13 protein-coding genes are annotated in these 25,372 nt (G+C 46.6%); 6 read left to right on the plus strand and 7 right to left on the minus strand.

Translation table 11 applies throughout. From position 1 onward, the window contains the following. Positions 1 to 155: 155 nt before the first annotated feature. On the minus strand, positions 156 to 788 hold the full coding sequence (locus tag ABW391_RS10650; protein ID WP_353481844.1) for a M15 family metallopeptidase: 633 nt from the start codon (positions 786 to 788) through the stop codon (positions 156 to 158). A gap of 79 nt (positions 789 to 867) precedes the next feature. On the opposite strand from ABW391_RS10650, the gene ABW391_RS10655 reads away from it, so the two are divergent. The 4 genes from ABW391_RS10655 (at position 868) to ABW391_RS10670 (ending at position 7,563) form a co-directional block, all read left to right on the plus strand. Then, a complete protein-coding gene (locus tag ABW391_RS10655; protein ID WP_353481845.1) occupies positions 868 to 2,451 on the plus strand; it encodes an ArnT family glycosyltransferase in 1,584 nt (527 codons plus the stop codon). Between the two features lie 11 nt (positions 2,452 to 2,462). Beyond that, a complete protein-coding gene (locus ABW391_RS10660; protein ID WP_353481846.1) occupies positions 2,463 to 3,401 on the plus strand; it encodes a glycosyltransferase family 2 protein in 939 nt (312 codons plus the stop codon). Positions 3,402 to 3,508: 107 nt separating this feature from the next. After that, positions 3,509 to 6,931: a serine hydrolase gene (locus tag ABW391_RS10665; RefSeq protein ID WP_353481847.1), complete on the plus strand. Its 3,423-nt coding sequence runs from the start codon at positions 3,509 to 3,511 to the stop codon at positions 6,929 to 6,931. A gap of 236 nt (positions 6,932 to 7,167) precedes the next feature. Further along, positions 7,168 to 7,563 (plus strand): LysM peptidoglycan-binding domain-containing protein, encoded by a 396-nt coding sequence (locus tag ABW391_RS10670; protein WP_353481848.1) that lies wholly within the window; start codon positions 7,168 to 7,170, stop codon positions 7,561 to 7,563. 206 nt (positions 7,564 to 7,769) lie between these two features. Here ABW391_RS10670 and ABW391_RS10675 read toward each other — a convergent pair whose 3' ends face one another. From ABW391_RS10675 to ABW391_RS10700, 6 genes are all read right to left on the minus strand, one after another. Continuing rightward, positions 7,770 to 8,828, minus strand: a complete 1,059-nt coding sequence (locus tag ABW391_RS10675; RefSeq protein WP_353481849.1) for a tetratricopeptide repeat protein — start codon at positions 8,826 to 8,828, stop codon at positions 7,770 to 7,772. Between the two features lie 81 nt (positions 8,829 to 8,909). Then, complete coding sequence (locus tag ABW391_RS10680; protein ID WP_353481850.1) at positions 8,910 to 10,544, minus strand: tetratricopeptide repeat protein; 1,635 nt, start codon at positions 10,542 to 10,544, stop codon at positions 8,910 to 8,912. 2 nt (positions 10,545 to 10,546) lie between these two features. Then, positions 10,547 to 14,272, minus strand: a complete 3,726-nt coding sequence (locus ABW391_RS10685) for a caspase family protein (protein WP_353481851.1) — start codon at positions 14,270 to 14,272, stop codon at positions 10,547 to 10,549. Between the two features lie 264 nt (positions 14,273 to 14,536). Beyond that, entirely contained in the window at positions 14,537 to 19,429 is a 4,893-nt protein-coding gene (locus tag ABW391_RS10690; RefSeq protein WP_353481852.1) for a two-component regulator propeller domain-containing protein, read from the minus strand. A 120-nt stretch (positions 19,430 to 19,549) separates the two neighbouring features. Next, complete coding sequence (locus ABW391_RS10695; RefSeq protein ID WP_353481853.1) at positions 19,550 to 21,298, minus strand: MBOAT family O-acyltransferase; 1,749 nt, start codon at positions 21,296 to 21,298, stop codon at positions 19,550 to 19,552. Continuing rightward, complete coding sequence (locus ABW391_RS10700) at positions 21,285 to 22,871, minus strand: LysM peptidoglycan-binding domain-containing protein (RefSeq protein ID WP_353481854.1); 1,587 nt, start codon at positions 22,869 to 22,871, stop codon at positions 21,285 to 21,287. Before ABW391_RS10700 ends, ABW391_RS10695 begins: the two co-directional genes overlap by 14 nt. A gap of 335 nt (positions 22,872 to 23,206) precedes the next feature. Between ABW391_RS10700 and ABW391_RS10705 the strand changes: the two genes are divergently transcribed. Together ABW391_RS10705 and ABW391_RS10710 are read left to right on the plus strand one after the other, a co-directional pair. Further along, positions 23,207 to 23,392: a hypothetical protein gene (locus tag ABW391_RS10705; RefSeq protein ID WP_353481855.1), complete on the plus strand. Its 186-nt coding sequence runs from the start codon at positions 23,207 to 23,209 to the stop codon at positions 23,390 to 23,392. Continuing rightward, positions 23,389 to 25,368: a hypothetical protein gene (locus ABW391_RS10710; protein ID WP_353481856.1), complete on the plus strand. Its 1,980-nt coding sequence runs from the start codon at positions 23,389 to 23,391 to the stop codon at positions 25,366 to 25,368. The genes ABW391_RS10705 and ABW391_RS10710 overlap by 4 nt, the downstream gene beginning before the upstream one ends. The last annotated feature ends 4 nt before the right edge of the window (positions 25,369 to 25,372 follow it).

Consider the following 25,372-nt stretch of genomic DNA (forward strand, 5'->3'; position numbering starts at 1 on the left):
ACTTATTTATTTCTTGGGCGGGTAAACAAGAGTAATACCCCATTGGTTCAAGTCACTTTTGGCTTGAACCATGTTTAAGCCAGTTGATCCTAAAACTAGTCAATCGGTCTTTCACTTCGCTTTGCTGACGAATGTGCCCATTTATATAGGTCGCCTCACTTACATTCCCACTGAAAATCCGAAATCTCATACGATTTTTTTGTGTACGAAAAATGCCACCATTCGGTGCGTGTTGTGCGAAAGCCTTCGGCAATCATAGTCTCTTGCAGCAGTTTGCGGTTGTTGTTGATGGTGGCGGGGTGGCCGGTGTAATCGATGTAGGCTTTTTTGTCAAACACATCGTATCCCGTGCCCATGTCCAGTTCTTTGCCATTTTGGTCAACTACGGTGAGGTCTACCGCCGAGCCGCGGTTGTGCATCGAGCCTTTGCGGGGGTCGGCGACGTATTGTGGGTTGGGTACTTTTTTCCAGAGTTTCCATTGTGCCGAGTGGGGGCGGTAGCAATCGTACATTTTCAGGCCGCCGTAGCCCTTGGTTTTCAGGGCGCGGTGTACGCGGGCAATGGCTTGCGCTACTTCGGTGCGGAGGTAACATTCGGCACAATCGTAAATTTTTTCGCCCATAAAATTATTGGTCGTGGCGTAGCGGATGTCGAGGGCAATACCGGATTCCAGGTTTTTGACATTGATCCAACCTTCCTGATTGGCCGGAGTCTGACCAGAATACACCGTTGCCGAGGAGGCAATCAGCCCAAGTCCCAGCACGAGAGACAATTGTAGAATCCTCATTTTCAAAATTTAAGTATTCGCTGAAATAACTTTGTTCACCTGCTTACTTAGCTTAATTTCGCAGCTTTAAGTACACCGAATGAAAGACCAACAACGCAATACTTTGCTGTACATACTGGGCATTTTGCTGCTTTTTCCGGCCTTGCTGATCAATTTGGGCCTCCTGACCTTCATCGACGACGAAGGCATTCGCTCTTTGGTGGCGCTGGAAATGAAGCTCTCTGGCAATTACATCACGCCAACTTTGCACGGTGCTTTTTATTACAACAAACCACCCCTGTACAATTGGATTTTGCTGCTGTACTTCAATCTACTGGGGCAAATTAATGAATTTACGGTACGTATACCAACCATCGTGAGTTTGTGCGGATTTGCGCTGACGGTTTTTTACAGCTTTCGCAAGCATTTGGGCAGCTATCTGGCCGCAGTTACCGCTTTTGCGCTGATTACCTGTGGTCGGATCCTGTTTTGGGATTCTATGTTGGGACTGATTGACATTACGTTTTCCTGGGTCATTTTTTTGTTGTTCCTATCGGTGTACGAGCAATTTCAGCAGCGCAACTGGTTGCTGTTGTTTGTTCTTTCGTACTTTTTCGCGGCCATCGGATTTATGCTCAAGGGGCTACCTGCGGTGGTTTTTCAGGGCTTTACCTTGCTGGCTTATTTCATTTACCAAAAAGAATTTCGCCGCCTTTTTTCCTGGCAACATGTGGTAGGTGGCCTGGTATTTGTGCTGATTGTCGGATCTTACTACGCGGTATATGTGCAGTACAACGGCCTGGATACCGTATTTCAAACGCTGTTCAGTGAATCGGCCAAACGTACTGCGGTGCAATTTGGCTGGTGGAAAACCTTTTTGCACCTGTTCACTTTTCCACTGGAAATGCTGTACCATTTTGTACCCTGGTCTTTGCTGATGGTCTATTTGTTGCGCAAGGAAAGCTGGCAGATCATTCGACAGAACTCATTTTTGGCGTTTTGTGCGCTTTGTTTTATGGTCAACATCTTGGTGTATTGGTCGTCGGTGGAGGTTTATCCCCGTTACTTGCTGATGTTTTGTCCACTTTTGTTCGGCATCTTGGTGTACATGCACGACCATTTTTCAGCGCAACCCAATTGGACGAGCAGGCTGGTCAATGGCTTTATGGTGCTTTTTTGCGTGGTGTTGATCATTGGCAGCATTGCACCTTTCTTTTTGCCGCAAACCCAAAGCACTCCTCAGTTGTATCTTAAATCGGGTGTTTTGCTTTTGGCGGCTTTGGCGCTCAATGGTCTGTATTGGCAATGGAAGCCTCAGCGACTGCTGATTGTAGCGCTGGTTTTGCTGGTGGGCCGGATTGGATTCAACTGGTTTGTATTGCCCGATCGGAACGCCAATGATTATGGCGACTTGTGCCGCAAATCGTCCATTGAAATTGGCAAACGTTTCCGCGATCAGGATCTCTACGTGTACGGCGAAACCCCGATGCAATGGACCAATTCCATTTATTTGACCATTGCCCGAGGTAAAATCATCCCCATCCAAAAAGAAAATTTTGATACCAGTGCCTTATACATCGTTGACCCGGCCATGCATTATGGAGTCGTGGATTCGATTGCCGAACTCAAAGTGCGGCACGACCAACGCAACTTCATCATTGGAAAATTAAAGGTTCAACGTTGAAAATTTTCAACATGTCTACAGTCAAACTATCGGTAGTCGTTTGTGTCTACAACGAAGAAGAAAACATCAAGCCCCAGGTAGAGCGCATTGCGGAAGCCCTGGAGGGATACGAATATGAAATGGTCTTTGTAGACGACGGTTCCAAAGACAAGACCCTGCAAGAGTTGTACAGCATCACGCATCCGCGCCTCCGGGTGGTGGAACTGAAAAAAAACTACGGCCAGAGCCTGGCACTGATGGCGGGCATCGATTACGCGCAGGGCGAGTACATTGCCACCATGGACGGTGATTTGCAAAATGACCCTACCGACCTGCCGCGCATGCTCAAGATTGCGGAAGAGGAGGGTTTTGACATGGTGGCGGGCAACCGCGCCAACCGCAAAGACGGGATGGTGCTGCGCAAAATTCCGAGCCAGATTGCCAACTACATCATCCGCGGCACCACCGATGTGCACCTCAAAGATTATGGCTGCGCCTTAAAGGTACTAAAAGCGGATTTGGCCAAAGACCTGGGCTTGTATGGCGAATTGCACCGCTTTGTTCCGGTTTTGGCGCACCTCGAAGGGGCAAAAATTACCCAGGTAGACGTCAAGCACCATGCGCGCCAATTTGGCAAATCCAAATACGGACTCAGCCGTACTTTCAAGGTCATGAGCGACTTGCTGCTGATGTTGTTTTTCAAAAAATACATGCAAAAGCCCATGCACTTGTTTGGCAATGTGGGGGTATTTCTTTTCATCAGCGGCTTGTTGATCAATTTGTATCTCCTGATTGTCAAGCTGATGGGGTACGACATTTGGGGGCGGCCCATCCTGATCCTGGGCATGATGCTGTTGTTGGGGGGCATTCAATTCATTACCATCGGGATTGTAGTAGAAATTCAAATGCGGACGTATTTTGAGTCGCAGCAGAAAAAGCCGTACAAAGTGCGTAAGGTGACGGGGTTTTAGGAACGGGATTTTAGGAACGGGAAGGATGGCCTTCGTGGTGTTTTTTGCCAAAAAAGACCGGTAATAGTTGTATAGTTTTACAAATCTAATCCACACAAAACCAGCATATGCGTTTCGTACTCATCGCGTTATTGATCAGCACTACTATGGCTTTTGCACAAAAAAACACCCCCATTCCCCTGGAAGAAGGCGTTTCCTGGGAACTCGCCCAGTGGCGCGTCCAAAACCTCAGCGCCATCACTTACGATTTGGCGCTGAACGTCCCGCTTGCCAAAACTGATCCACTTCTGGGCAAAGTGTCCATTTCCTTTGAGTTGAAAAACAAACAGCAGGATCTGTTGCTGGATTTCAAGCCCGACAAGGCGTACCAGGACCAGATCAGCATCAATGGCAAAACCCTGCCAGGCAAGCACAGCCAGGGGCATTTTGTACTTCCCGCAACTGCACTGCAAATCGGCAAAAACCAGGTACAAATCAGCTTTGAGGCCAGCAACCAATCGCTCAACCGCAGCGCGGATTACCTGTATACTTTGGTGGTGCCGGATCGGGCTTCTACGGTTTTCCCCTGTTTTGATCAGCCCAATCTCAAAGCCCGTTACACCCTGCACCTGGACATTCCCGCCGATTGGGAAGCCATGGGCAATGGGCCACTGGAACATACCACCCCGACCGGAGCGCGCAAACAACTGGATTTCAAGACCACCGAAGCTTTCAGTACCTACGTTTTTGCGTTTTGTGCCGGAAAATTCCAGCAAGCCACTCAAACCCGCAATGGCCGCAGCATGACCATGTTGTACCGCGAAAACGACCAGGCCAAAGTGCAGCGCAATCTCAACGACATTTTTGACCTGCATGCCCACGCCATCGAGTGGATGGAGGAATACACGGGCATCAAGTTGCCTTTTGCCAAACTCGATTTTGCCCTCATGCCCGGCTTTCAATACGGCGGAATGGAGCACATTGGCGCCATTTTTTACCGCGAAGCCAGTCTGATGCTGGATGAGAATGCCACCGAAAACCAAAAACTGGGCCGCGCCAGCCTGATCGCGCACGAAACGGCACACATGTGGTTTGGCGATCTGGTGACCATGAATTGGTTCAACGACGTCTGGCTCAAAGAAGTTTTTGCCAATTTTATGGCGGCCAAAATTGTCAACCCCTCTTTTCCAAACATCAATCATGAGCTGCGCTTTTTGCTGGCCCATCAACCCAGCGCCTACTCCGAAGACCGCTCAGAAGGCAGCCACCCCATCCAACAAACCCTTGAAAACCTCAAAAATGCAGGCAGCTTGTACGGCGGCATCATTTACCAGAAAGCCCCGGTGGTGATGCGCCAGTTGGAGGCCATGATGGGCGAGGCAGCGATGCGCAAGGGCTTGCAAGAATACCTGCAAACTTACCGTTATGGCAATGCCACCTGGGATCAATTGATTGCCATTCTGGATGTGCACAGTCCCCAGGATTTGGCGAGCTGGAGCCAGGTTTGGGTCAAAGAGGCGGGCATGCCGCACTTTGCGCTGGAGCAGGTTGGCGACGGGCAAGGATTGGAAAAACTGCTGGTGCGCCAGCTAAAAACCTCTGCGACAGGCAAATACTGGCCGGAGCAAACCCAATTGGCCTTGTTTTTCCCCGATAGTGTGGTGCTTCTCCCGGTGCAGATCGCTGGTGCAGTGACGGAAATCAGCAAAGTGAAAGGTCATCCTTTTCCGCAAGCGGCCTTATTGCTGGCCTCGCCGATGAGCTATGGCTTTTGCCGACTCGATATGCGCTCTTTGACTTACTTCCTGGAGCAAACGCCCAAAATCGAAGACCCACTCCTGCGGGGTGCTGCCCGCATGGCCGTAATGGAAGAATTTCTACAAGAATCGATGCCGCCAGCCACTTTGCTGGAAAGCATTCTGGAGGCCTTGCCACAAGAGCAAGAACCACTCAATCGGCAACAGCTGCTGGATCAGTTGCAAACGGTGTATTGGCGCTTTGCCGATCCTGCATTGCGGCAAGCCAGCAAGGCCAAAATCGAAGCCTTGCTCTGGGATTTGCTGCTCAGTGCCAAAGACCCATCCGCCCGCAGCACCTACTTTGCTGCCTACCAATCGATGGCCGAAACCTGGCCGGCGGTGCAGCGCCTCAACCGTTTGTGGAACAAAACCCTGACCGTTCCAGGCCTGACCCTTTCTGAAAGCCAACGCATTGATCTGGCGGCGGCCATCTGTTTGCGCTGGCCACACTGGGCCGATTCCATCCTGACCATTCAATTGGCCGAAACCAGCAACCCCGATCGCAAGCAGCGCCTGACTTTTCTGCGGCCAGTTTTTTCAGAAAAACAAAGCGAGCGCGATGCTTTTTTTGAAAGCCTGAAAAAAGACGAAAACCGCGATTACGAGCCCTGGGTGGAAGATGCCCTGGAATATTTGAACCATCCACGCCGGCCCCTTGCCGAAAAGCTGCATTACATTCGTCCGGCCTTGGAAATGCTGGAAGAAATACAGCGCACCGGCGATATCTTTTTCCCTCGCCGCTGGATTTCGGCGGTTTTGGGTGGCCACAATTCGGGGGAAGCGGCGGCAGTGGTACGGCAGTTTTTGGCGCAGCAGCCCAAGTTTCCCTACCGTTTGCGCAACAAGATTTTGATGTCTGCCGATCTGTTGTTTCGGGCAGCCAAGATGCGGCGATATCCTGATCCAAAAGGTGGCGCAGCGCAAAATCTGACTGAATTGGAACGTGCCATCAAGGCCGAGCTGGCGCGCTGCGAGGGGACTTTCTTTGTCGCTTTTCGCGACCTGCAAAACCCACAAAATGCAATTTTCATCAATGAAAAAACCAGTATCCACCCGGCCAGCACGATGAAAACGCCCGTGATGGTGGAAGTATTCAAACAAGCGGCGCAGGGCAAATTCAAACTGAGCGATTCGCTGGTACTCAAAAATGAATTCAAGAGCATTGTGGATGGTAGCCCTTTTAGTCTCAGCGAAGGGGATGACTCGGATCTGCCCTGGTACCAACGCCTGGGCCAAAAAGTGAGCATTTACGACCTGACCCGGGCTATGATCGTGCGCAGCTCCAACCTGGCCACCAACATGCTGATTGAACTGGTGGGGGCGCCACAAACCACCCAAACCATGCGCGAACTGGGATTGAAAGACATCGAGGTGCGCCGGGGGGTAGAAGACAGCAAAGCCTATACTGCCGGACTGAACAATACTACTACGGCCTATGACCTCATGCTGTTGATGGAACGTATTGGCCATGGCGAGGCGGGCAGCCCGGATGCTTGCAAGGAGATGATTCGCATTCTTTCGGATCAGGAGTTCAACGATGTGATCCCTACCCGTTTGCCCGCAGATGTGCAGGTGGCCCACAAAACGGGGTGGATCACCCAGCACCACCATGATTCGGCGTTGTTGATTTCACCAGATGGGCGTTACTTTTCGTTTACGATCCTGTCTAAAGCCTGGACGAATGAAGCGCTGGCCAACGAAGTGATGGGGAAAGTAGCAGAAATGGCGTATCGCTTTTTTGTAACCAGATGATTAAAAATCCTAGTCTGACGCAAAAAATTACTTCCCGATTTTTTGAGAGGGTTTTGAATAGGAAGCTCACTTGAAATGAAGCGTTCTACTTCCTACTCAAAACCCAAAATCGGGAAGCTAATTTTTCTGCGTTAATTAGCGATTAATTAAACAGTCGATGTTTGGGGAAGTCGCGATAATTGCTAACATTTGTTCAACTTGCATGAATTTTATTCACCTCATAAATACCAACTGAAATGTCACTGAAAGACAAGTACCAATCAGCCCTTGATTTGGCCAAAGAAAATGGCGCAGAAATGGAAAATTTCCACGAAGAAAATGATGCCATCATTTTCAACGGCACTGTTCCTTCTCCTTATGTACGCAACTTGATTTGGGACAAATTCAAGGCCATCAATAGCCTGGCTAAAGATGCGGATGCTCCTGCTGAAATCCACGCCAACATCACCGTTAAGGACGACAGCGTGTACCACCACCACACCGTAGTAGCGGGTGACACTTTGGGTGAAATTGCCAAGCATTACTTCGATGACGCCAAGAAGTACATGGCGATCTTCGAAGCCAACAAAGGTATTCTGAAAGATCCAAACATGATCGTAGTTGGTCAGGTTTTGGCTATTCCAAATCCATAATGGATTGATTAATGGCACAAAGAAAGCCCCAACGCCGGTCTGGCGTTGGGGCTTTTCTTTTGCATCCGTTTCTAGTATAACGCAAAAAATTACTTCCCGATTTTTTGAGAGGGTTTAGAATAGGAAGCTTACTTGAAATGAACCGTTCGACTTCCTATTCAAAACCCAAAATCGGGAAGTTAATTTTTCTGCGTTACCTGGCGGATTTATTTTTGTTTAAACGCCTGCTCCGCCATTGGTTTAGGGCCGTTGCGCATCCAGAATGCGGCATGCATCAAGTTAACCAGGGTATTTTTGGGGTCAATTTGATGTGCATCCTGATACGCTTTTACTGCATCTATGTACCACTCGCCTTGCTCCAGGGCAATGGCGCGCATCAATCCTTGTACTACAGCTGGGTTTGTACTGTAAGCAGCAGCGGTTTCAGCTTTCTGAATGGCAGCAGTTTGGTCTTTGCTGGTTCCAAATTCAAAAGTAAGGGTATTGGATTTGACACCTGCGCTGCTCACTTCCCAGAGGTATTGCTGGCCTTCCTTGAATTTAGCCGGATCGAGTTCGAGGCTCAGTGTGGTATCCTGGGCAGTGGTTTTGACTAGGGTTTCACCTTTGCTGTTTTTGATTTCGAGGGTATAATTCTGTGCTCCGGCTGGTTTTGACCAACGGAATACCTGGGTAGCAGATCGGATTTTACCAAAAGGTTCAATTGTGCTGATGGTATTGCCTTTGCCACCCCAACCGTCGCCTTTCCCTTTTTGACCGCTAATCGTTCCCCAGCCGTCTCCTTTTCCTTTTTGACCCGTAATCGTTCCCCAACCGTCGCCTTTTCCTTTTTGACCAGTGATGGTTCCCCAACCATCGCCTTTCCCTTTTTGTCCGGTAATCGTTCCCCAAGCATCTTTAGGGTTTTGTGGGTTTCCAGCCATCATTACGGCTGCGATTAGATAATCATTGAAGCTTTGCTCAAAATTCAGTTTACTTAAGCCATCTTTTTCAGGAAATAAGCTGAGCAAGCTAGCGGTTTTTTCTCCTTTTACTTGTTGGAATTGCCCGTTGAAAAAAAGAGTCGCGGTACTTTTGGCTTTGAGTGTCAGCGTTCCGGTGCTTTTCAGGGCAGCACCTGCACTCAAACTTTTGGAAGAATAGCCTGGTGCCTGGTAGGCAATTTTACCTTGCGCGGCCATCACAATAATGGGATTTTCATCCTGGGCGAACCCGGACAATGAAAGACCCAAGGCAAAAATGGTCAAGATGAGATATTTGAACATACCTGGAGGTGTTTGAAGATCAAAATTGGAAAAACCCTGATTCCGATCCACGGTGATGAGATGTTTGGTTTTTGGTCAAGCTTACAAAAAATTGGCCCAGCGTTGCAATTTGCCGTCAGTCCCAAGTACAAACAAGATGCTTTTGTACACCATGATCTGCCCTTGGGGTGTCTCCACGTCGCGCTCAGGCTGTCCATACGCACTGACAATACTGCTGCGTACATCGCCAAGGCCAATGTTGCGTGCGGTTTTCCCTGGGTAGTTTGGGCTGGTGATGTGTACGTAGGTGCGCTCGTCGCTGCGGGTATTTTGGCTTATAAACAGTAGCGAAGACTTGCCTATCTGAGGATTTTGCAAAAAACGCAGTTTGCTGCTGATGTCCACCGTTCTTTTGTTGTCGAAAGACGGGTCTTTGCTGATGTCTGCTAGGCTCAAGCTGTCGATGCGTTCGATTTTTGCCAGGGTCATTGGCGGCGCGGCGGCGGCAGCTGGGGCTTGTTTGAGCAAGATACGGGAATTGATCTTGGCGGCAGCGCTGCCGGCAGTTTCTGCGGCTTTAAAAAAAGCTTTGGCCTTATCGGCGCTGTTGCTGCGGGCTTCGATGATGCCCATCAGTACATCAATGTCCGTATTGGTCTTGGGGTACCCCCCTACTTTGGCGGCCTGTCGGGCTTCCACATTGGCATAAAAGCGGGCGCGGTTGAGGTCGCCCAACAAGGCATAAGCATTGGCCTTGTTGAGGTAAGCAGGAGCATAATTGGGGTCCAGACTAATGGCTGCGTCAAAATGCAAAATGGCTTGTCGGAGCAATTGATCACGGGCATTGGCCAAGCCGTCGCCTTTGGCCGCAGAGCTCTCCAGGTCGAGTTCAATCGGGTAATGGTATTTCAGTTCATTGGGTTTGAAGTACTGGAGGGCATCCAGGCAGGCGGTTACCCCCAGGTTGTTGTAGATTTCCCGGCTTTGGTACTCCATCAAAATATAGCGGTAGTATTCGTAAGCTTCGGTATACTTGCCGATGGCCGTCAAAATATTGGCCATGTCATATGCTTCAGTCAGGCGGGCCAGTTTTTCGGCAGAACGGCGGCTGAGTGCTTGTCGATCACTCAGGCTGGGATAACCCTGGATGTCGTTTTTCAAGCCATAAGCCTTGTACAAACTCTGGATGATTTCGGGGCCTTTTTGAAACATCCCGTATCCAGCAGAATAGGCCAAAAAGCCTCCCAAATAATCGGCTTCGGTTTCATTGGATGCATCGTCAGCGAGATTGTCCAATTGAATGCCAATTTTTAAATCCTTATAATCGGCAGCAAATCCGGTTCGCCAGGCGTGTTTTTCGTAATAATGGGTGAGTTCATGTCCCAATAAGAATGCGATGGCCGCATCGGCATTGCTGCCCAGGCTGTTGCACACGCTGAGGGCTTTTTCTTCAATTACAATCGACAACTGGTCATAATCGATTCCAGCAACCCGGCGTTCTTCTGGGCTGATGCTGAAACTGGGTACTGGGTAGCGGAAGTCGCCGCGTGCTTGTACCAGGCGATTGTAAATGCCCACTACTTTTTTGTATTGAACGCTGTCTATTTTTTTCCCACTGCTGGAAATGCTTGCGCCTGGTTTTCTCACCAGAGGCAAAGTACCAAAGCTGCGTTCCTGGGCTGAGGCGGAATAGGCCAACACATAGAATAAGGCAAAACAAATAAGTTTTCTCATCATGATTATTTCATTTTCTCTAATGCTATTCGAAGCTTGTCGAGCAGTTGTTCAGCTAATAAGTTTACGTTGGTACTAGAGCCTTCCACCATGAAAGTCTCCAGTTCTTTTTCTTGATCACTTTTGTACAAGTAAGCGGTTACTTTCACCGCAGTTCCGGTTACTTCGTATTCTCCTCTGACGAAATAGTGCAAACCCGCCGCATCATCCGTGGCATAGTAGGCGTAAGGCAGTTCTGGATTGGAAAGCATCGTCTCCAATTGCTGGTTGACTTCGTCTTTAAACTTGAGGGGATCCAGGCGTTTTTTGTTGGAAAAATCGGAACGCGTAAAAATCTTTTTAGCCAGTGGCAGTTTGAAGGGTGTGCCATTTTTGATCAAGCCAATGCTAAAATCTTCCATCCCGATGAGTTTGGGCTCCTGAACTTTATTGAGTGCCGCAGCCAGCTTGGGTACATCGTCGCGTACTTCCTGGAATAACTTACCAACATCGATGTAATTGTCTTTGTTTGCAGCTGCCACTTTGGGCATGTTGTTCAGCAGGCTGTAGGTGAGTAATCCATGCCCAAACCGTGGGTCTTCATAGCTCAATTTATCCGCTGCGCTACCTGCGAGTACAAAAAAACCGGAGCGGTCTTTCATGCGCTCCAATGCCCGGCGCTGATCGGTATTCAGGGTATTTCCTTTTGCTCCTGCATCCAGTTTTTTGACCACTTCTCCAGAGTTGCAGGCATCCAGGATGAGGATGCGCTTGCGGGCTTTTACTTCAAGAATCCAGGCTTGCAGCGAATCTTGAGCAATGGCCAGCTGGCGGTTGGTGGGCACCGAGAGGTCAAAGCTTTCATTGTCTGGGCTAAGGCAGTAAAATTGGCTATTGGGATCATTTTCTGGCCAGGTGGTGCCGTGCCCGGAAAAATAAACCAGTAATACGTCTTTGGGTTGTGCTTTGGTGGCAAAATCGAGGAGTGCGGCACGAATGGCGGTTCTGCTTGGTCGAGTATTGCCTTTGGCGGTTGAGAGTAGCTTTATCTGCATGCGCATGCCAAAAAGCCCCGCTCCCGAAACCTGAAGCATTTCTTTGTAAGCTGCAGCATCCAGGTCAGGATATTTCAGATCCAGGGTAGTGCCTTTGTAGTCTGAAGTGCCCACAACCAGTGCATAAAGGGTACTTGCAATTGCCAGGTCGGACTTATCGTTGAGCGAAATAGTACTTGGTTTGGCAGGTTTGTCTTTTCCTTTTGAACCACCAGGAACGTATACCAGTGTATCGGGCGGACTGGGCAGCCATCCTTCTTTGTTGTAATAAATAAAGGACAAGCGGTTTGTTTCGCCTGCAATGAAATAATCGGCGTACTGTTTCAAATCGACCATAAAACTGGCCTTGCGTTGAGGGTTGACATCTGCTTCAATTTCTATGTGCTCATCCAGTCGCATACTGACCCGTCCGATGCCTCCACTACGCGGGCTGAGTTGTATGTCAACGTGGTCATCGATAAGTTTGGTGCTCCGTACCTCAGGGTAAAGTGCCAATGCCTGATTGTCGAGGTCGGCTACCTTCCGGAGCGTCCCGCTCGAAAGATTCATGATTTTGCTGAGCAATCCGGGTTCGTAATAGCGGTCTTTCAATTGATCCAGGGCAATGATTTCCAGGTCAGCCACATAATACAATCTTTCCATGGCTCCGGGTGAGGCATCAAATAAGCCCTCAGGCGTAGTGATCAACCAATCTTCCGCGCCGATGGACATGAGAGTGGCCAGCTCTACTCCAGTTTTAAGGTTCCAGATTTTGGAGGTATTGTCGCTGCTGCCAGAAATCAGGTATTGGCCATTGGGAGAGGTGGCCAGAGAGCGGATGGTGCTAAAATGCCCGTTGAATTCCCGCAGTAGTTTTCCAGTGAGATCATACTGTCTGATCACATTGGACGTAAATCCTGCCAAAATACTTTTGTTGTCCGGGCTAAAAGCCAAACTGGTCACCATTGGAAAGTTTACTTCGTCAGATGTGGAGCCGATGTGGAATATTTCCTTTGCGGTTTGGCTGTTGTAGACACTCAAGCCATATTTTTCATTGCTTGCCACGTATTTTCCATCGGCAGAAAATACGGCTTGATCTGAAGAAGTGCCAAAGGTGCGAATTGTGGAAAAATCGCTCAGGCGGTACAGGGTTGCGGGAAAGCCCTTGTCTTCATTGGGTTGTTCTTCCGCTTTGGGATCGTATAAATAGCCCCCCAAACTTGGCGACCATGGCCGGTTTCTTGCGATCAAGCAGGCAGTACCATCTGAAGAAAAGGCAAGACTTGTGGCATGGTTGGCGGGTAATTGCCATTCCTTGGCCTGTTCCCATTCTTTTTTACCATCGAAGTAACGCCACAACTGGATGCCTCCTTCAAAATCACTGATCAGGGAGGAAGCTCCATCTGCGCTTACGGCCAGTGCGGGATGGCTGCTGCTGCGCAGATTGGAGATTTCCGACAGGGATTCTTCATAGATGTTGTAGTCATAAAACTGTCTACCAGATTTACCGATCAACAAATTTGGGGCATTGGGAGTAAAGGCTACTGGCGTATTGAATTCAATTTCTTCAGAAAAAAAATGCTTCAATTCGTTTTCATTGAGGCCATCATCAACAGTCGAACCCTCCCTGGTAAACCCAATGACATCTGCGGTCAAGGCATCCCAAAGCCTGAGATGCACGGCTTGTCCTCCCGTGGCAATAAACAACGAATCGTCTTGTTCAAAGGGGGAAAAACCTACGCTGGTAACGGGTGAAGAATCATTGGCATATTCGGTAATCAACCTCCCTTCCAAATCGCACAAAAGGGCGCCCTTGTTGAGAGGGGCAAGCAGTATCCCTTCGCCATCGGGCGTAAAAATCAATTCGTTGACCTTGTCCAGCCTAAAAGACCTCAGGGCTTTGCCATTGCTGTCCCACAAATTCACGACATCATCATCGGGGCCTGCGGTAGCCAGCAAATCTCCACCAGGAGACACCGCTACACTGCGTACGATGGTATTGTGAGGGCCCATTTTTTTGAGTACCGTACCTTCCGTCCAATTCCAAAGCAAGGCCATTTTATCTTCTCCGCCAGAAAGAATGCGACTGCCATCTGGAGTAAATTCGATGGCCAGAACAGGTTTAGCTCCATGTCCATTCAAGGTTTTGAGCAGGGTTCCATTCAAGGAATACACCCGAATAAGTCCGGCTTCATCCGCAGAAGCCAGGTATTTGCCATCTCTGGAGCAGGCCACTTCACTGATGGGGGCCTCGCCACCGGGAAAGTTGCGAATTGGGTTTCCTTTCAGATCCAGCAAGGTTAAACCTCCTCCGCCATCACCGATCAAAATCTGTTGGTTGCCTGAAGCAAAACAGGCGTCAGCAATGTTCAAATCTTTAAAAACACCCAGTTGCTTGCCTTGATTGTCCCAAAGGTGCAAAGCCCAAATTCCTGTTTCGAGGGTTAACATGTATTTTCCATCAGCAGAAATCTCTGCGTCAATGAGGTCATTCTGGTGTCCTTCCAGTATTTTCAACAAGTTGCCATCGGAAGACCAGAGTAATGCCGTATTGTCCAGGTATCCAGCACAAGTCAGTACATACTTTCCGTCAGGGGAGGCAGCCAAAGCTCGAACGTAAGCCGCATGGCTCATGGGAGGCATCAGTTGCGGCTTTTGGGCAAACAGCCAGGAACTGCATTGAAGCGTAAAGAGGGCTAGAAAAGTGATTTTTCTCATAGTGTTTTTATTGGTTTCAGGTGCGGAGCATTCAATAAAACTTTCCTTCTATATAATTGCACAGCATGCAGAAATAGTTTCCAGTTGATTAAAAATCAGAGAAAAATTAAAGCAAAAAAATCAATGCATCAAGATTCTCTTAGTAGTGGGGCAAAAATAAGTGTTCATTTTCTTTGAGCCAAAGGATTAGATAAGGCACTTAAAGTGAATCGTTTGCTCATCTAATCCTTTGGCAAAATGAAATACTTATTTTTTTGTCGCCCGTTATTTTTCTTTCATGAATTCGATGCCCTCCCAATCTTCGGGGGTTCCAGAAGTGCTGTATCCTTTTGCTTTCTCTAAAAACCACTGGGCGGTTAAGTCCTTTGGGTTGATGGAGATTACCTGGTTTAAATCATCGATGGTTTGATCAAAGGATTTTTGAAAATAAGCCAATAATCCTTGATCAAAAACCTCCAGGGTTTCTTTTTTGTACTCAAATGATGTGGCGGAATCCCCGTCGATGCATTCGTAGATGTCGGTAAAAATTTTCTTCCCCTTCACCTGTACTTTACCCAAATGGCGGAAGTTGAACGCCGATTTGCGCTCAAGCATCTCCAGGGAATATTCACTGAGCAGAATGCGCGTTCCATAAAATTTGGTCAGGCCTTCCATGCGCGAAGCGGTGTTCACTGTATCCGAAATCGTAGCGGCATCCATGCGTTTTTGATCGCCAATGATGCCCATGATGAGTGAACCCGTGTGCAGGCCAATCCCCACTTCTATTTTCTTTCGGCCCTTGCTCAGGCGTAGTTCGTTGTACTGATCCAACTCTTTTTGGATGGCAATTGCCGCGCGCAAGGCATCATCGGGCAACCCTGTGAAAATGGCCATAATGCCATCGCCGAGGTATTGATTGACGAAGCCCCGGTGTTGCTGCACCAAAGGGCCGATGCGCTGATTGTAGGCTGCCACAAATTTGAAGTTTTCTTCCGGGCTCATGGATTCCGACAAACTTGTGTAATCGCGGATATCGGCAAAGAGCACCGTCACGATCTGTTCCACGTGATCGCCCAAGCGTACGCCAACGATGCTTTCATACCCAAGTGCCCGAATGAACTCATTGGGTACAAATCGATTAGAGGCTTGGTTGATTTTATGCAGGTTGAGGTGAGTACTGAGTCTGGCCAAAAATTCGTCTTTGGAAAAGGGCTTGGCGATGTAATCATTTGCCCCAGTATTGAGTCCGGTGATGAGATCAGAAACCTGGTTTTTGGCGGTGATCATCAGTACCGGAAGTTCACTGGGCAGGTATTTTTCCCGGATTTTTTGGCAAACTTCGTATCCCGACATGCGGGGCATCATTACGTCCAACAATACCAGATCAATTGAATCGTCCTGGTTGATGGCCTGCAAGGCCTCTTCGCCACTCAGTACCTGGGTTAGGCGATAGACCTTTTTATCTAGAAAGTTTTTCAGCACCTGTTGATTGACTACCTCATCGTCGACCACTAAAATGTGTACCTTTTCGGTATCGGAATGGGTGGTGTCATTGGCAGTTGACCCACTTGGGTCAATGCCATTGAAAGTGATTTCCCAGGTGTTGATACCCGCTAAAGGCGTCAACTCCTGATGTTGTGCTGCAACTTCAGGAGCAACCCCATCCGTAGATGCGATGGGCAGGGAAAAGAAAAAAGTAGAGCCTTTGCCCGGTTCTGACTTCAACCAGATTTTCCCACCGTGCAATTCGACCAGGCTTTTGGACACCGCCAATCCCAGACCCGTACCTGCAAAACTGCGGGCAATGGAGCCATCGCCTTGTTCGAATTCTTTAAAAATAAGCTCCTGTTTCTCTTTGGGGATGCCTATACCGGTATCTTCTACGGAAAGCACAATAAGTTCATGTTCCAATTCTGCATTTACGGCGATGAAACCCGTTTCTGTAAACTTGAGGGCATTGCCGAGCAGGTTGTACAAAATCTGCTGCAAGCGGTTTTCGTCGGCCAGTGCTGCCGGAAATTCTTTGGGGATCGAGTTGCGGATGCTGAATTTTTTACCTTTCACCAGCGGAGATAAAGTACGCAGTACCACATCGGTCAGGGCATACAGGTTTACCGGTTTGAGAGCCAATTCAATTTCCTGATTTTTCAATTTTGAAAAATCCAGAATGTCGTTGACTAAACTGTTTAGCCTGCGGCTGGAAGAAATGATCATGCTCAAATCTTCTTGCTGCTCGCTGTCCTGCACCCTTTCGATTAAGGACTCTGACAGGCCGATGATGCCTTGCAAAGGGGTGCGCAATTCGTGGGAAGTATTGGCCAAAAACTGATCTTTGAGCACGTCCACCTTGCGCAATTGTTCATTGACTTTTTGCTCCTGCTCGGTTTTTTGGCGTTCCAGTAGCAATTGCTGGGTTTGTCGCTGTTGTTCTTTTCTCCACAACCAATATAAAATTCCACCGAGCAATGCGGTGTAAATGAGGCACATCCACCAGGTTTTCCACCAGGGTGGACGGATGCTAAAGGAATAAGTCTGTTCATCGCTCCAAACACCGGTGCTGCTTCTAGCTTTGGCACGAAAGGTATATTCGCCAGAAGGCAGGTTACCGTAAGGTGCTTCGTTTTTTGTGCTGAGCGAACTCCAGGAGGCATCAAATCCTTCTAACTTGTACTGGTATTTTACTTTTTCTGGTTGTTGATGAGTAACACCTACAAAAGAGAAGCTGAGGTTGTTGTTGTTGTGCTTTAAACTGAGGTTTTGAGGCAAGTTATTCCAGGCAGATAAGCCCGAAAAATGAAAATCACCCACTCTTACCCCATTGCCCAATACAAAAGAACTGTCTTGCTGGTGCAAAAGATCCGGCCAGGAGATGTTTTCATTGTACAGCGAAATGCCCATCAGGCTCAGGTACGGCTTGGAATTGCGGATACGCTCTCCGTTTGGATGATACACGGTGAGTCGATCATTGGCCCCAATGTAGATGTCGCCATTTTTGGCTTCAACCATACTATTGCGCCAACAACCAATGCCGAGAAAACCGTCCTCGTAGCTGTAGTTTTTAAAGAGTACGGTGGAAGGCGTTAGCTTAAAAACAGGTTGGGTGGAAATAGCGGTTTGGGTCGCTTTCGACATTTTGGACAACCCGAAGCGAGTGCCAATCCATATGTTTCCTTTGCGGTCTTGCAAAAGAGAAAGCACAGCATCGTTGCCCAAGCCTTCTTTTTCGGTAAAATGGGTAAAATACTGCCCGTCGAATCGGTTTAAGCCTCCGCCTAAAGTGCCAAACCAGAGGTTGCCTTTTTTGTCCTGGATGATGGACGCTACATCTTTGTGACTTAGCCCATTTTCCGGGAGAAAGTGGGTAAAGTATTGACCATCGAATTGGGTCACCCCACCACCATCCGTACCAAACCAGAGGTTGCCTTTCGTGTCTTCCAGTATAGAAAAGACGGTGTTGCTGCTCAAGCCTTCTTTTTCCGAAAAATGAGTAAAATATTGGCCATTGTATTTGGTTACCCCACCATCTCTTGTTCCAAACCAGAGGTTGCCTTTGTTATCTTCTATTATGGATAAAACTTGATTGCTGCTTAATCCATTTTCATCTGAAAAATGGGTGAAATTTTTTCCATCAAATTTAAATGCCCCATTGCCATTGGTGCCAAACCACAAGCTCCCGGATTTATCTTGAAGTATGGAGTAAATGAAATTATCACTTAAGCCAACGGTATCGTTGTAATGATAAAAAAAGTGATTGTCAAATTTGGAGACTCCCCCACCAGATGTTCCGAACCACAAGACGTTTTTGCGGTCTTTGATTGTACTAAAAACTTCACTATTGCTTAAACCTTCCCGTTCAGTGAGGTGAGTAAAGATATTGCCATTGTATCTGCTTACGCCGCCACCATCTGTGCCCAGCCAGGTATTTCCCCCTTTATCTTCAAATATGCACCGAATTCCATTGACATTCAATCCTTCTTCCGTAGTAAAATGGGTTAGGTTTTTTCCATCGTACTTGATGGCACCATTTTCTAATGTACCAAACCAAATGTTGTCATCTTTTCCAACAGACGCACACGAAATAGGGGTACGCATGATGTTTTTTCGACTGGCAAAATGGTAAAAATTTTTTCCATCATACATTACGCTTCCAAGCTTGGTGCCTAGCCAAATTTTACCATTCTTATCTTCGGCAATCGAGGAAACCTCCTGTAACAATGAATCTTCTTGGGGGCTAAATTGTAAAAATGAAGTCCCATCAAATTTGATTATTCCCCCGTTGAAGGTACCCAACCATAAATTGTCTTTGCGGTCACTATAAATACACAATATTTGATCACTTGCCAAACCTTGTTTTGAGCCATAATGTATGAACTGTTTATCGTTGAACATCGCGACACCATTGTCATTGCTTCCAATCCATAAATTGCCTTTGCTGTCTTCAGCTAAGCAAGAAATGGTGTTGCTCATCAGTCCCCCCTCTTGAGAATAATGCTCGAATGTTTCCCCATCGTATTTTGTCAGTCCCCCGCCATCCGTTCCAAACCACAAGTTTTCATTTTTATCTTCCAGCATACAAATGATAGAGTTGCTGCTCAAACCCTCTTTTTCTGTAAAATGTGTGAAGTATTTTCCATCATATTTTGTTACCCCACCACCAAAACTCCCAAACCATAAGTTGCCTTTCGAATCCTGCGTAATGCAATTGATTACATTGTGCTTCAGCCCTTGCAATTTTCCGAATACACTAAAATTGAATGGATTTTGGTCTTTGCTTCCCCTATCCTTGGCCAAAACTACCTCTGGTATCCCTACTGGTACTTTAATGCCTTTGGCCGTGAAAAATTTAGGTTTGGCAAAGCCCCCGTTGCCCGGGCGGTTTTTGATCAAGGCAACTTCGTTGACTGGAATTGATTGTAGCTGACCCGCAGGAAAGACATTGAGGTCGGTTGGAATGGCCTTGGGAGTGCCTGCTTTGACAATGGAACTCGCAGAAATGTTGACTTTTACTTTTTTTGGACTTTTTACAGAATCCTTGGGCACTACATAAGGCATTGCCTTTACCCGGGTAAGGATGTGCACATTGGATTGCTCGTCGCTGTTTTGCAGGGTACAGCCCAGTACCCAAAACAGGACAATAATACCCCCATACAGCTGTATGTTTCTAATTTTTTCTTGCACAATGGGAGAATTTGAAAGGTCTGAGAGCATGCTCTAAAGATCCTAAGCAAAGCTATTCATTTTTCGTTGACCAGCAATACATCAAAAAGGGCTTTTGACGCACAATTAAGGTTCTTTTCCCTAAAACTGAAAATAAATAAACGGCACCACATCTGCGCTCGCCGTTTGTATCACCAGCCAAACCACCAGTGCCAGCACCAATGACTTTACGGGCACCGGGCTGCGTTCGAAGAGTTTATCCCAAAAAGCGTACCAGCGTTCGGGCAAAAAATGCAGCACATACCCGAGTACAATCAAAAAAAGTACGGGTTTGTAGCCATCCCACAACTGCCCCCACAGCTCGCCATGAAAGGACGAACCAATCTGGGTCAGCACCATTGAGGTGGTCTCCAGTGGCGTGTTGGGATTATTGAGCGCCCCTGAGCGGAACAGTATCCAACAGAAAGTCACGAAGTGAAAAGTCAAAAACGTACCCACCCATGCGCCCAGAATCTGGCGATTGCTCAATACATCAACCGCAGTTGCAACCAGGGTTAACAATAAGGCCAAACTAAAAAAGATCAAATTACTCAGCGATAAAGTGGTGATTTGTTCGGGCGTGATTCCACCGGAAGCCGCCATCGATTGCAAAACACCCTGCAAGGCCAACTGCACAACAAATACAATGATGAAAGCCCGCATGCCCGGATTGCCCCAGAAGCGGTTTTTGACCGATAGTGCCCGATCAATGGCCAAGGCAATCCCATGCAGCGCACCCCAGGCAATGAATACCCAACTCGCGCCGTGCCATAGCCCGCCCAAAATCATGGTGATCATGAGGTTGATGTACGTAAAAAACTTGCCTTTGCGGTTGCCACCCAAGGAAATGTACAAATAATCGCGCAACCAGCTGGACAGTGAGATGTGCCAGCGCCGCCAAAATTCCTGGATGCTACTGGAACGGTAAGGTGTGTGAAAGTTGTCGGGCAAGGCAAACCCCAACAATAGCGCCAAGCCTATCGCCATATCGGAATAGCCCGAAAAATCACAGTAAATCTGAATCGCATAGCCATAAGTTGCGGTCAGGTTTTCCAGGCCAGAGTACAAATTAGGATTTTCAAAAATCCGATCCACGTAATTGACACTGATGTAATCGGAAATGATGGCTTTTTTGAACAAACCGCCCATGATCAGGATCATTGCCCGCGACATTTGCGCGTTACTCAAACTCGGCTTTTTGCGAATTTGGGGCAAAAAATCGGCAGCCCGTACAATTGGTCCGGCCAGCAATTGAGGAAAAAACGTCACAAAAAATCCAAAATCAAGGAAGCTGCGCAAAAACGAGCGCAGATCTTTCATGCCCGCACTGACGGGTTCAATTTGCCCCCGGTACACATCAATGCTGTAACTGAGGGTTTGAAACACAAAGAAAGAAATGCCCGCTGGCAGGTAAATATTTTGCAAAGCCCATTTGGTGTCAAATGCAGCATTGGCAATTTCGATGAAAAAGTTGGTGTACTTGAAATACACCAGCATGCCCAGGTTGAAGACCAAACTGAGCACTAAAAACAACAGTTTCCCACCTTTGGATGGGGCAATGAAAATGAAATGCCCCAGAAAGAAATCTACCACCGCCGAAAAGATGAGCAGCAGGAAAGGGTAAGAGTACAAAATCCACAAGTTGACCGGGCCACCGGTGCATTTGTAGTAGAAAAACAAGGAAAAAACGGTGGTCAGCAACAAACGCAGGTTGAAACTGCGCAACAAAAGCAGGTAAAAGCTGTAGAAAATAAAGAATAGAATGAAGAACTCCAGGTTGCTAAACAGCAGAGGCCTGGATGCTACATACGTCCACAATCCGGAGAGGTCAGTCCAATTAATCGGCGGCATAGGCTTTCATCAGCGCGCTGTACAACAACTGCGCCTTTACTAAATATCCCTGTTCGGTAAAATGAATTCCATCGGCTTGCGCAAGTCCTGCCGAGCGCCAGCGGCGCATTGAGCCCAGTCCACCCATGATTTGATGCAAATCCCAGATGGCTACATTTTGTTCTTGCGTTTGCTTGCGCAAGATATCTCGAACCTGCATTCCAATGGTATTGTCTGATGATTTATTTTTCAATACATCCGGGTTGATGGTCACCAGGATCGGAACATTGGGCATTTTGGTCCTCAGCTTTTTCAAAAATGACGCAATTTCTCGCTCCACCTCTCCCATTTTACTGACCGGCAAAAACGATTCGTTGGTCCCCAGGGTGATGATGATCAGATCGGGAAACAACATGGCCGCCTGATCTGCAAAGTTTTCGGCGCGATTGTAGTGGTAGTAGGTCACGCCATTGGCACCAGCCGAACAATACAATACGCCTGGTTGGGTGTTGTTTTCCAGCAAAAAACCAAACAGGGTTGCGCGTTCTTGTTGGGGGTTGCTTCTGAGTCCCTTGATGCGCAAAACCGAGGTCAGGGTATCCAGATTGACCACACTGATGAAGGGCTGTTCGGGATTGGATTTACTGGAAACGACTTTGGCGCCCGCTTCGATAAAGGCATTCAGATCGGGTGCTGGTGGAGGCGTTTGTCGGGGAACGACCCGGTTGGAAGCCGGAACCTTGAGGTAGTCTCCGGGGTGGATCAAGTTGCTGTTGAGTCCATTCAAGCGCCGCAATTCCGCGATGTTGCAATGGTAACGCCGGGAAATGCTGTACAAAGACTCTCCTGAACGTACCTTGTGCCGACTCGTTCCAGGGTTGAGCAAGGGCTTGCTCACCACACTGGCCGTAATGACTTTGGCGGCTGGTATTTTAGGAGGGCGGGGTTCTTTTCGACCCGTTTCAACCAGCATATCAAAAATTTGTGGGCCTTTCTCGTGAAAAATGGTCACCGAATTGAAACGTTGATCCAGTCCATAAAGGTCTTGAGGGAAGATATTGATTTCAAAATCTTCGTAATACGTGCGAATGCCCATCGCGCTGATGCCAATCGGGATTTCGGTATTTTGAAAAGTGCTTTTGCGCCCTTGCCAATTGCCCCGGCTGCTCGTTTTGATATCGCGGGCATTGTAACTCCCTGCCTCGCGGTACGGAAAAACCAGTCCTCGACCTGCTTGTCCGAATTCCTCCTGAAAAAAATCGCGCATCCAGCCCGTAAAATAATCCCCCTGGATGTGTGAATCACCGATGTGCAAAATCCGCACTTGCTGGGATTTGCCAGATATCAAGGCATCCAGGCGACTGAAAAAAGGAACCAGTTGTTCTTTGCGTTCGATGGTATTGGCCGCAAAATCGATGAAAGGGTATTTTGCCGGATCGAAGGACGGAGGCTTAGGAATGGTGTCGCTTGGCGCAGGTGCAATACTTTGAGCAACCTGTTGCGCCAGACTTGCCTTCGGGCTTTTGACCCTGGACGTACAGCCTGTTGAAGCCAGAATTAAACTCAAAAAGAGCTTAAAGGGAAGTTGAAACATGACCTGAATGTGAATGGTTCGAGGATGTGCCGGGGTCTCAGGTTCATGGGAGATGGGGTAAAGGTAAGAAAAATTGGGAGGGAGGTGATGGAATTTGTTTTTTTAGGGAACAATTGGGTGGTTTGCTTTGTAAGTGGTTCGCGATTGAGGGCTAAAAGCTTGGAACAATGACTATAATTTATTGGTTTGTTGATTTTTATGACAGATAAATTAACTCATTTAGCAATAAATTTAATCAAATACTTGTTGTTAATAATCTTTAAACGTATATTCGCGTTTATATTTTCATACCACTATGTACTTCGTTGGAAATGAAGTACGGAAACAATTAGATAATGAGCGAGACAACAGAAAAGAAATCACCGTTCTGGAAACGAATTCGTCCAAAGAAAGACGCTGCTACTTCAAAAGAACTGTGGGGTACTCTTGATACAGCCAAGGAAAAAATCAAGAAAATTCAAGAAAATAAAAAAAATAATTCTTCTAATTTAGATCAGACATTTGATGCAATACCTGAATGAACACACCCCCTTCTAGTCCTTTGTTTGAAGTTTGCGACTTTAATGAGGAAAATCTTACCTATGCGTTCAAAAGCAACTGGAATGTTGTTGAAAATATTGATCAGGACAAGCTCCATTTCAAGGTGTTGTATGAATACCTCTGTTTTGCATTGAACATAAAGACCATACTGATCGAAAATCAATATTTCAGTAGATCTTTTGCGAGTGATTTCTCACAAAGCAGTAACATATCTTCAAATCTAAATTCATTTTTGTGTAAAAGAATTCATTTTTTCTCATCAGAATTCCCCCCTCATGATAGTCTATTCAATAAATCCGCTTCTATTTTAAACTCCAATTTGCGGAAAAATTACCAAGGCTTTGCAACAGTTAAACCACTTCAAAAAGCCAAATTTGGCACTATTTTGTTATCTCCGCCCACGCATATTTCTGATCAAGATTCCTGGGTAATTAGAGACTACGATGTGGAATTATTGGGAGAATCGATCAGAATAAAATCCTTAGCATTCCAGGAGCAAGATGGCATAATCAGCGCTTGTGCTACAATTGCTTTATGGACAGCCATTCATATGTTGCATAAGTTGTTTAGGGTTGCAATTCTGGCTCCCAATGTCGTAAACCGCCGTGCTGGTGTGATTGCTAGTGGTCATCAAGATATTGGCTTAAGTTTAAGCCAAATTTGCAGGGTGATAAAAAGAATTGGACTGATAGCATTATTGCACACTTTTAATGAAAATCCAGACACTTCTCTTGACAATAATCTTATCAAAAAAATAATATACGCCTATATTAAAATGAAACTGCCAATATTGGTAGGTCTCAAACTATCTAATTCTGGTCAGCACTTGATTACTATGGTTGGTTTTGAAGAACCAGAAATGGATACTATTTCTTTAAAAAAGAAAAAAGAAGGTCAGCTCCACACGTATAGCGATTTAGTTTCCACTTATTATGCACACGATGATCAAACTGGCCCATTCACTAAATTAATTTTTTTGGATGACGAAGGGAATGTCAAAATTTTGCGTTGGGAAAAAAGAACAGAACCAAAAAGCTTCTACCATGGAGTAATTTCAAATATCATTGTGCCGATTCATAAAGATATTCGAATTTCTTTTGAAGACATTTATGTACAAATATCGGAAGTTTTTGAAGAAGTATTACAAAAATTATCAGATCCTGATGAACATCCAGGTTCAGATCCTGATCTAGACATCGTTTGGGACATCTACCTTATTCAAGCAAATGATTACAAAGGTCAATTACAGAAACGGGGGTCCGGTTATTCCTCTAAACAACGAATAAGCTTAATCAATACGTTTTTGCCCCCATACATCTGGATAGCCAGGGGTAGTTCTGAGGGAGTACCATTTATTGAGTTCGTTTTTGACGCCACTGCCTCTAAAGTTAATTCACAAAATTACTGTTTGAAAGCTCTGTTCCTCAATAAAGGTTTTTCAAATTATTTGAAGAAAATTCTTTACCCCAAAAAAGACAACGCTATTCTTAATCAAGCAATGTTGAACAAGTTTTTTGAAAAATCTAACGCTGATCAATCAAACCTTTGGCATCAAATTATAGCTTCTTACGCGAGTTCAGACTTACTTCCAATTAATGTACAAATCGAAATAAAGAAGCCTAAATATCCGCTGGGAGAAGAGAAAAGAATACCTGAAGGAATTGCATCCGGTTTTAGTTGCTATGAAAAATGGAAGCAGGACATTGGAAATGGTCTGACTATAAAATCATTTCGATTGATTAGCAAAGAAATTAATAATCTCTGCAAAAAAAATAACTTGAATGAAGAAAGGAATTCTATTACACTTATATCCAGCGAATACGAAAGACTTGAAAGAGATCTTTTGAATGGAATTATTAAATACGTAGAATCTAATACAATTTATAATTCCATTTATTATAGATTACTTCAATTAATTGCCGAATTAGAAGACCTTAAGCTTGATTGTCTTGATTAGACTT

Source organism: Haliscomenobacter sp., assembly GCF_040403615.1.
Classification (GTDB): domain Bacteria; phylum Bacteroidota; class Bacteroidia; order Chitinophagales; family Saprospiraceae; genus Haliscomenobacter.